The sequence below is a fragment of the Leptospira mayottensis 200901116 genome (genome assembly GCF_000306675.2).
Classification (GTDB): Bacteria; Spirochaetota; Leptospiria; order Leptospirales; family Leptospiraceae; genus Leptospira; species Leptospira mayottensis.
In genome coordinates, this window is record NZ_CP024871.1 from 1,260,001 (window position 1) to 1,270,000 (window position 10,000).

General features: G+C 38.6%; 7 protein-coding genes and 2 pseudogenes (1 of these 9 cut by a window edge). 5 read left to right on the forward strand and 4 right to left on the reverse strand.

Annotated elements, in window-relative coordinates:
• Positions 1–505 precede the first annotated feature (505 nt).
• From LEP1GSC190_RS19540 to LEP1GSC190_RS20160, 3 genes and pseudogenes are all read right to left on the reverse strand, one after another.
• Positions 506–706: a hypothetical protein gene (locus tag LEP1GSC190_RS19540; protein WP_126160275.1), complete on the reverse strand. Its 201-nt coding sequence runs from the start codon at positions 704–706 to the stop codon at positions 506–508.
• Between the two features lie 191 nt (positions 707–897).
• Positions 898–1,105: pseudogene (locus LEP1GSC190_RS19725) on the reverse strand (toxin-antitoxin system, antitoxin component).
• Positions 1,106–1,206: 101 nt separating this feature from the next.
• On the reverse strand, positions 1,207–1,374 hold the full coding sequence (locus LEP1GSC190_RS20160; protein ID WP_002760765.1) for a BrnT family toxin: 168 nt from the start codon (positions 1,372–1,374) through the stop codon (positions 1,207–1,209).
• Positions 1,375–1,701: 327 nt separating this feature from the next.
• Between LEP1GSC190_RS20160 and LEP1GSC190_RS05610 the strand changes: the two genes are divergently transcribed.
• From LEP1GSC190_RS05610 to LEP1GSC190_RS05630, 5 genes and pseudogenes are all read left to right on the forward strand, one after another.
• Positions 1,702–4,536: a DNA translocase FtsK gene (locus tag LEP1GSC190_RS05610; RefSeq protein WP_002760662.1), complete on the forward strand. Its 2,835-nt coding sequence runs from the start codon at positions 1,702–1,704 to the stop codon at positions 4,534–4,536.
• A gap of 473 nt (positions 4,537–5,009) precedes the next feature.
• On the forward strand, positions 5,010–6,239 hold the full coding sequence (locus tag LEP1GSC190_RS05615) for an IS256 family transposase (protein ID WP_002745514.1): 1,230 nt from the start codon (positions 5,010–5,012) through the stop codon (positions 6,237–6,239).
• Positions 6,229–7,124: pseudogene (locus tag LEP1GSC190_RS19735) on the forward strand (LIC10906 family membrane protein). Before LEP1GSC190_RS05615 ends, LEP1GSC190_RS19735 begins: the two are co-directional and overlap by 11 nt.
• Before the next feature lie 190 nt (positions 7,125–7,314).
• Positions 7,315–8,265, forward strand: a complete 951-nt coding sequence (locus tag LEP1GSC190_RS05625; protein ID WP_117344676.1) for an Rpn family recombination-promoting nuclease/putative transposase — start codon at positions 7,315–7,317, stop codon at positions 8,263–8,265.
• A gap of 313 nt (positions 8,266–8,578) precedes the next feature.
• Positions 8,579–9,673: an IS110 family RNA-guided transposase gene (locus LEP1GSC190_RS05630; RefSeq protein WP_117344675.1), complete on the forward strand. Its 1,095-nt coding sequence runs from the start codon at positions 8,579–8,581 to the stop codon at positions 9,671–9,673.
• Between the two features lie 300 nt (positions 9,674–9,973).
• Here LEP1GSC190_RS05630 and LEP1GSC190_RS05635 read toward each other — a convergent pair.
• Positions 9,974–10,000 (reverse strand): IS5 family transposase gene (locus LEP1GSC190_RS05635; protein ID WP_100224632.1) (it continues 782 nt past the right edge of the window). Within the gene, positions 9,974–10,000 belong to an annotated coding region that runs on past the window's edge; the region does not span the whole gene.

Here is a 10,000-nt window from a genome sequence, read left to right on the forward strand (position 1 = left end):
AAAGTGTCTAAAACTCCACGCTTAAACGCGGAATTTGTGCTCAATTAAGGGTATCCTATTTTATAGAGATCAGTAATAGAAGTTGTAGAAAAATTTCACAAATAATGAGATTACACTATCAAGTATTGGAAAATGGAGAGTTATACTTACCTAACTGCCGGATTTGGAACGAGCGAAAAAAGGCAAACGGGAGTGGAGAACTTTATTTTTCATAATAATAAAGATTTTTGGCTTTTCACTTAACGAAAGAATCGCCTCGAAGGTTTCACTTGGAATTAAATTAAATATCGTAACTTATATTCCCTCGGAGAAATTATTTCAATTTTCTCAAATGGATTCATTTTTAATAGATCGTTATCTCCAGTAATTATCATTTCTGAATGTACTGAGCGACATGATTATAGAGTTCGTCGTTAGCATCCGCAGAGAAGTTGCCACGGTCGTAATCTGGCATAGGCAACAAAATTGTTTGCAACTGTATCTTGATTTCGAAGGTATAGATCTGTTACACGAGTCTTTCCGGTGCGGATTCGATGCGCTGCACGGAGAAATTCTTTGGTAACATGCGTGCGAAATAGTTCGGGACTCCGAGCGGCCACGAGCGAAGCAGCGGACGGAATGTCAAGGCCTTGAGCATGGGAATCGACGAGATCCGTGATGCCAGCACAACGGCGGCGTTATATTCGGCGGCAAATTTGTGTCCCATGGTTAAAGGTGAGATTTCGCCTAACGATATAAGCTTTCCCGACGTTCGCGTTTCTGGAGCGCGTCTAAGCACGCGAAAAAATTGGCACGAGGTTTGAGGCGCCTTAGCGTCGTCTCGCAAGTTGAGTAACAAAGCGAATGTGCGGAGCCGAACGAAGCGGGAAGTCGTAGTTATACGTCGTAGCTAAACAATCAAATAGAAAGTTCTTTTTGAAGTTCGACTTCTTTTTTAAGAACCTTGTTAATGATAGAATTTAAGTCTTTACCTTTAGAAGATGCAATTTTGGAAAAATATTCCTCGATATCGGTATCAAGATATATTGGCAAATGTATATTTTTTTTTATCTTCTATAAAGAAGACGCCTTTTTTACCTTTAGAGAAATCGTAATGTTTTTTCATTTCTTAATCTTTGGAAGTATTCTTTTTCTTCCAATTTATTAGCTTTATTATCCTTAACTTTTCTGCTTCTTTATTAGATTTGTCTACAAAAACAACTACTATTACAGTAAAATTTTCAATTTTCCCAAGGACAAGCCACCTTTCCTCAGTTTTTTATCGGGAATGTAAATTGCATCTTTATCTAAAAAGACCTGAGAAGCTTGTTTAAACGATATCTGATGCTTTTTAAGATTTAAAGTGTTCTTCTTATCATCCCATTCAAAAAGCATTTAAATTAGAAATATTTTAGATCGAGTAGTAGTAAATCAGAATATTTCAGCAATTTTCTTTTTGGAATTAAAATATTTTTAAGCTATGGCGTATCTGTATCTTTCTCGAAATACCTTAATCATAACCTTACGTTCCTCTAAAGATAGTTTCATGTTTACAGCCTCTCACTTAAAAGAGTGCTGATTTTTGATTAGGTTTCGTGTAGGTTTTTAGGTGAGGAAACGTTCAGTGGTTCAAGTATATTTTTAAATGAGGAAATAAGGCACTTCCAAAAAATCGAAATTAAGTCTCTTTTCTTTTTCGGAATTTATCCCGATAGAGAAAATATGGAATCCAAAGATCTCAAATCTACCTGGAATTTGCAAAACGGAAAGATGATTCTCCCTTATGTATTACTCTTTGTCGGGATTATACTGATTCTGTCTTTGGGTTCCTTTGATGCAGGAGAGCATGGAGTCGAATACAACTTTTTTGGACGATTAGGATTTTATATTTCTTATGGAATGTTTTTTATGTTCGGGGCGGCCTCGTTTTTGCCCGGATTTTTTATGATTGGTCTCGGGGCGCTTCGACTTGTCAAAGAAGGATTGGAATTAACGAATCGACTATTGTCTCTTCCCATATTTTTATTATGTTTCGCCATAACTCTTCAAATCACCGGACATGTTTCCACGATTCCTTTTGCATCCCAAGGAGGGATTGCGGGGCAATTTCTTTCTTCGGGTTTGGAATTCGTTTTTGGTGCGACCGGTAAAGTTCTCATTCATCTCATTTTTTACTTTTACGGTTTAATACTTTTGTTAAACGAATCACCTCTTCATTTCGTGGGAAGGATTCTCGCGACAGCGGGGACAAAATACGGTTTCGGAAAGAGTGGAGAAAATCTCGGATCCCTTTTTCAATCGGTGGTTAAAAAATTTCAAAAAAGAAAAACTGATCTTCCTTGGTTTTCTGCTCATACAGATGGAATACATTCTCCAAAACAGTTTCGGCAAGAGATACATCCTCACAAACAAACTCAGGGACAAAAAGAGACATCCCCGTTACGGGATGCACTTCATTCCACTTTTGGAAAAGAAGGTAGGCTTTCCGATCTATTATCGAAGGTAGATGTGAGTTCCATGGTGACTTCGGAAACTTCTCGAATTCGTTTTCAAAATCGAGGAGCTTTTGCCGGAAACTTTGAAGAACAAGGTAAGGTGTTTCGTTTTCAATCTGTTTCTCCTTCCCTTTCGGAAAAAATTCGGGATCAAAAGACCTTTCCGGAAACCTCTTCCGGTTGGGAAATCATAGACTTTAGAACTTCCGATTCTTCGAGTATAAAACCTAATGTTACATTAGTCGTTCCTTCTTCTAAGGAAACCGATTTTTCTGATTCGAGTAGAAGGAACGAATTGGATCGAACGGATCGTTTCGTTGCATCGGAAGAAATACGGGAGAAGGAGGAAGTTTCGTTCACTGGAACGGCTTCCGGATTTGAAAAAGAATTTTCTAAGGAAGATTATATTACCTCAGATTCTAAAGAAGTTTTGGAGGAATCCTTCGAAGAAAAAAAAACTTTGGATTCAGAATTTTCTCAGGGGGAAACTTCTTCTGAAAACATAGAAACCTCCGTAGCCTCAACGTCTCGGAATGTTTCCTTGATGGATTATACTGATTCATCCTTGAGTTTTCCTTCGGGAAAAAAGGAAGATAAGATGGAATCGACTCTACCATTTCCTCCTATAACTCTCGTTCCAGAAGTTCGGTCCAAACGTTCCATCTATCACGTTCCTCTTAAGAGTTTGAAAACGACTACTACGAAAATTCAAGATCCTTTATTTAAAATTGAATCGGACAAAGTAGCACGTAAGATCGAAGAGATCATTCGCCAATACGGGTACGAATCTCAAGTCGTTTCTATGGAACGTGGGCCGATCATCACACGTTATGAACTCTCTCCGCCTTTGGGAGTTAAACTCGGAAGAATTACTTCCCTTGCAGACGAACTTCGCCTTTATCTCGCGGTAAAGAATATCCGGATCGTAGCTCCGATTCCGGGTAAGTCCACGATCGGGATTGAGGTTCCGAACAGCATAAGAGAAGACGTGTTTCTCGGAGATATCCTACATCAAAACTTAAGTCTTCGTCCGAAAAAGGATCTTTCTATTCTAATTGGAAAAGATATTTCCGGAAAGTTAGTCGGCATCGATCTAAATAAACTTCCGCATTTGCTTGTTGCAGGAACGACCGGTTCTGGTAAATCGGTTTGTTTAAATTCCATGATTTCTTCTTTGGTGGTACATCTTTCTCCGGAAGAAGTTCGTTTTATCATGATCGATCCGAAGATGGTAGAACTCACTTTGTACGAGGATATTCCCCATTTGTTGATGCCCGTTATCACCGATCCGAAAAAGGCGACTCGTGCCTTAGCATGGGCGATTCAGGAAATGGAGGCCCGGTATCATTCCGTTTCCAAACTCAAATGTCGCGATTTTAAAACATATAATGAAAAAGTGGAACAGGGCGCACATCGGGACGGCTACAAAAAGATGCCGTATATAGTCATTTTTATCGACGAGCTTGCGGATCTGATGATGGTTTCGGGTAAGGATCTAGAAGATGCGATCACTCGAATCACTCAAAAATCTAGAGCGGTGGGAATTCACCTTATTATGGCGACACAACGTCCGTCCGTGGACGTGATCACCGGTCTCATTAAGGCCAACTGTCCTGCACGTATGGCTTTTCATGTGGCTCAGAAAACGGATTCTAAGATTATTTTGGATCAAAACGGCGCAGAATCCCTTTTAGGAAAAGGGGATTTTCTTTATAAGTCTCCTACCGCCGCGGATTTGATTCGAATTCAATCTCCGTATGTTTCGGAGGAAGAGATCGAAAGGATTGTGGAAGAGGCGCGCAAGTTCGGTAAACCTTCTTATGTGGATTTCGATCTGGACGAAGAAACGGAAAGTTCGACTGTGGATGAAGAGGACGAACAACTTTTCGAACAAGCTTGGGAGATCGTTAGGACTGATCGTAAGGCTTCTGCAAGTTATTTGCAACGAAGAATGAGGATTGGTTACAATAAGGCTGCACGTTTGATGGAATTGATGGAAGAACGGGGATACGTTAGCCCTCAGATCGGTTCGAAAGGAAGAGAGATCTTAAGAGCGGGTTGATCGGGTGCAGAATCCACATCAAAGATAGAAAGCGGGTTCCGGAAAACCGGAGTTTCGTTTAAAAAGTAAAATGATAAGATGAGAACTTCACGGAGATGGGATAAAAAAAGAAAGACCCGGAACTTAAAGTTAACCGGTGCTTGAAAGAGAAAGATTGGTATTTGCTAAACCTTTATTGGAATAGGGGAATGATTGGAACAAAGATCTTGTTTGTTGATATTAGGTGTAATAGCCAAGATAAGATCTTACACTCCGTTCTTGTTTATAACGAAAATTGTAAGTTGTCGAGATACTTATTCTTAGAACCCGTCTCAAAACCTTAAAAAAATATCTCTAAACGATCCAGCAAGTTTCTAAAAAACAACGGGAGTTCCTACATTCTGAGGCTTAGGACAGACTTTTAGTCAGAGAGTGTCGGCTTGATTGTGTAAATGACTTGTGAATAACCAAAAAGTAACAAGGATAAACCCAATATGAGCAACCCCAAAAATCGAGCTGAAGAGCTACTCGATGAATTAATCAAAGATAAGAGTCCTGAAGATCTACTGGGAAATGAAGGCCTCTTAAAGCAACTAACGAAATCACTGATAGAGCGAGCGATGCAAGGTGAGATGACGCATCACCTTGGATACGAGAAGAATTCCTCGTTGGGAAATAACACAGGAAATTCTCGGAATGGAAAAAGTAGCAAAAAGCTCAAAGGAGATTTTGGAACAATCGATTTGGAAATACCTCGAGACAGAAACGGCAGTTTCGAACCTCAGATCATTCAAAAAGGACAGACACGCTTTACCGGCTTCGACGATAAGATCATTTCGATGTATTCACGCGGAATGACCACACGAGAAATTACCCAACATCTCCAAGAAATCTATCAAGTGGAAGTCTCAGCGGATCTGATCTCAGAAGTCACCGATTCGGTACTGGAAACGGTGATCGAGTGGCAGAATCGCCCCTTGGATAAAGTATATCCAATTCTCATCATGGACGCGTTAGTCGTAAAGGTGAGAGACGGCCACCACGTTCAAAACAAATCCTTCTATTTGGCTTTAGGAATCAATCTACAGGGCACAAAAGAGATACTTGGGATTTGGGTGGAGCGCACCGAAGGAGCGAAGTTCTGGCTTCAGATCTTAACCGATTTAAAGAATCGCGGAGTTGAAGATATCTTAATCGCCTGCGTTGACGGGTTAAAAGGATTTCCGGATACGATCATATCAGTTTTTCCTAATGCACAAGTTCAACTTTGTATCGTTCATATGGTAAGGAATTCTTTGAAATGGGTTTCTTACAAACAGAAGAAAGAGTTGATGATTGATTTAAAGGCTATCTACAAATCTCCGTCGGCAGAGATTGCTAAGAAAAGCCTTGATGATTTTTCAACCAAATGGGACAGTCAATATCCGATGATCAGCAAGTCCTGGAGAAACAATTGGGAATCGGTGATTCCTTTTTTGGCATATCCACCTAATATTCGTAAGGCGATTTACACCACAAACGCCATCGAATCTATGAATATGGGGCTAAGAAAAATTATCAAGAATCGGGGTTCGTTTCCTACCGATGAAGCGGCTATCAAGCTTCTTTATTTAGCTTTGAATAATATGTCTAAAAAATGGACCATGCCTATTCAAGATTGGGGGAAAGCCATGAACCAATTTTCGATTATTTTCGGCGATCGGTTGAAGTTCGATTCGTTTTAAGATATGTCATTTACACAGGAGCGCTGACACCCTCATTTTTGCTTCCAATAAGCCGGTTCGAAATTATTTTTTCTTACTTACAATTTCACTTGCTGCTTGGCTAGTTTGTTTAGGATCGCGAGTTTACACTCCCAATGAATATCGATCCGCTATAGTCAATTGGACATTAATTCCAGCCACTTTTACTCCGCATTTTCTACACTTTCTTATATTCAATTTGTTTAACTCGCATAAGATACCTAAAGAAATGAGTTGGAAATCAATGACCAATATAATCATTCTTGTTTACTTTTTGGTATCTATTGTAAATTGTAATGTTGTTCATCTTACAGAACCAGAGAAGTTCGCTTAAACTCCAACTTGGATTTATCATCTTTTGATCGGATATTGCAGTTTTTATATATTGATTTCTTTAATTCAAGTTTTGTTTTTTATTTTTCAAAAACATGGGGATGATCGAGTAAAAGCATTTTTATTTTTTTCGGTATCATCATCTCGCTCTTGGTTTCTTTAATATTTGTTTATATTCTTCCATTACATGGATATTTTTTTGCTTCAAATTCCGCATTCGGCATTCTGATTTCTTCTTTGTTTTGGGCTGTTGCAATATTACATTATGACGCGTTTGAAATTAGGGAACATATCATAGAAGGTGAAAACCGTCTTCCTTTATTGAACCGAATTTCTTCTTTCCTTATGCTTAAATTGTTCCAAATCTTAGATTCGGAAGAATATAATAATCGGATTGTATTAAGTAAAGCCAACGTAATTCTAAATGTAACATCAGTATTTGACGATCTCAAAAGTAGGGAAGAAGCAAAGCGGTTGAATGCTAAAGAACGTGCCGAAGTTTTAGCAAGAATTTTCTATCGCCGCATTCAATAATAAAGATATCTTTATCTAATTTTAAACTGAAAATGTTTATAGGTTCCACGGAAAAATTCGTAGAAACACCCATCAAATATAACAACGCTTTTGTGAAAAACTTCGAACTCTGCCTTTTATGGAAGAATGGTAGGTTAGAAGAATTCCCAAATGGAATTGACCGAGAAAAATGATAGCTCAAGGATAACGGATGACCGAAGTGAACAATCCTCACGATCGATTGATTCGAGAAACCTTTCAGGACAAAAAAGAAGCGGCTACTTTTTTCAAAAACACGTTAGCGCCGGAAGTGGTCAAACTACTCGACTTGGAAAACTTGGAATTGTCCGAATCGAGCTTTATATCCGAGGAACTAAAACAAGAACAAACGGATTTGCTGTTTCAAATCCCTCTCAAGTCTGGAAACAAGTCGAACGTCTATTTACTTTTCGAACACAAAAGTTATTTAGAAAACACCATCTATATTCAATTACTCGGATATTTAACGGAAATCTATCGAAACCAACAAAGAAATGGAGAGCCACTTTCCGTAGTCATTCCATTCGTGTTCTATCACGGAGAAAAGGAATGGAAATTGGGAGATCGATTTTTGGACCAGTTCGTATTAACAAAACAAGAAACGGACGTATTTAAGGACTTCATTCCCGATTTTAAAATAGACTTGCTTGATCTAAAAGAAGTAGAGTTGAAAAAGAAGTTGGAAAGTATCACTTTTCAAGTCACTTTGGGGGTGGTTCAAAAAATCCGGGAAGGGGATTTGGAATTTGTTTCTCACTTACCGGGGTTATTTTCGCTATTATTAGGAATAGAGGAAGAATCGAAAAGGGTTGCAATCTTACGGAAACTGTTGTTGTATATTTATTGGGCCCGTGATTTAAAACCTACGGAACTCAAAAGAGTTTTGGAAAGATCAAAATTAGAACAATATGAGGAACTAACAGTGACTACAGCGGAGAGACTCATTTCAGAAGGCATACAACAAGGAATGCAGCAAGGAATCGAAAAGGGTGTTGAGAAAGGTAAGATTGAAGGTAAATTAGAAGATGCCGGTAAAATGTTAAAGAAAGGGATTGATCTAAAGACCGTTTTAGAAATTACAGGACTCTCCGAAAAAACCCTGAAAGAAAATGGAATTCTTTAAAGTCGACTTCTATCCAACTTTTGAGTAGGTTTGACTTTCCGTTTTCTACTCATTCAACATACCTAAAAAACTTCTATATAGTTATTTATCAAAAATTTCAAAACGAAACTTCTTTGTTTGTACTATTGGATTCGAGAGTCCGATGAATATCCGGAAGAGATTGGGAGAAAATAATGGATACAATCACGGAATTGCAACGAATCGAATCAGAGTTAAAATATCTAAGACAAAATGGCGCCCCTTCTGGGCTTGAAAACCGTGGGTTAGATGCAAGCATTTACCACAAAACAAGAAAACCAACAGAAGGAACGTAATGAAAAGAAAAATATATGTAGGAATGGATGTCCACAAAGAAACGATTAGAATTGCGAGTTTAACGAACAATACAAAGGAAATAGTAAAAGAACAGCAGATAAAACATAATGAGGTTCAGATCAAAAAGTTCGTCAATAAACTAAAATCAGAATGGAACGAGATACATAGTTGTTACGAGGCGGGAGTAACGGGTTATCCACTTTACAGAAATCTCAAGTCTTTGGGAGTGAACTGTATCCTTGTAGCGCCAGGAAAGATACCAAGACAAAGTTCGGATAAGATCAAAACCGATAAAAGAGATGCGATCAAATTAGCAAAATTATTACGAAGTGGAGAATTAGAATCGATTCATGTACCGAGTGAAGAGGACGAAGCGGTAAGGGATTATTTGAGATCCCGTGACAGCCTTCGTTTGGATTTAGGAAGGAATCGTCAAAGGTTGATGAAATTCTTATTAAGAAAGGGTATAACTTACTCAGCAACAAAGTATTGGACAGTCAGTCATAACAAATGGTTGAACAATCTACAGTTTAACAACGAGATCCTTCAAGAGACGTTTAACGACTATTATAGTCGGGTAAGAGTTCAAGAAGAGAATTTAAAAGCGATGGATAAGAGGATACAAGAGATAGCGAAAAGTGAACCGTATCGAGAGAAAGTAGGAATATTAAGATGTTTCCGAGGAGTGGATTATCTAACCGCAATGTTTTTACTTTGTGAGGTTTGTGACTTCAAACGATTCAAAACAGCCGGTTCGTTCATGAGTTTTTTAGGACTTGTTCCGGGAGAATATTCCAGCGGTTCCAAAAGAAAACAAACAGGGATAACAAAAACTGGAAGTCCCAGACTTCGAAGAATATTGACAGAAGCAGCTTGGCAACATCGTTTCCCTGGAACAGGAAGTAAGATTGTAACCGCACGTAGATCGGGACAACCTGCGTTAGTTGTTGCTTTGGCGGAAAAAGCATCTCTCAGATTACACAAGAAGTTTCGTAATCTACAGCAAAGAGGAAAAACTCCTCAGGTAATGATAACGGCAGTTTCAAGAGAGTTATCCGGATTTCTTTGGGCGGCGATGAATCTGGTTGCATAGAGTTAGAGTAATGTTTCATCCAATAATTGAATTCGTTAGAGAAGATGTACGATAAAGGAGGAATACTTGTTGGCTCAGTGTTGAAGCAAATTTGAATTTCAAATTTGACCTTCGTTTTAAGACTAAGAACAGCTCCCGATGTATAGATTATCCTGCGGTATCCAACCCGCGAATATCAGTCTGATCAATCGTCGCGAATGCTTTTCTCTAACGAGTTAAATTATTGGGTGATTAAAAAAAAATGCGAAAAAATATTTACGGCTCCGGATGGGGGCGCCATATCAGAGCTTGTCCCAAAACCTATTTCCAGGACATTCTAATTAAAAT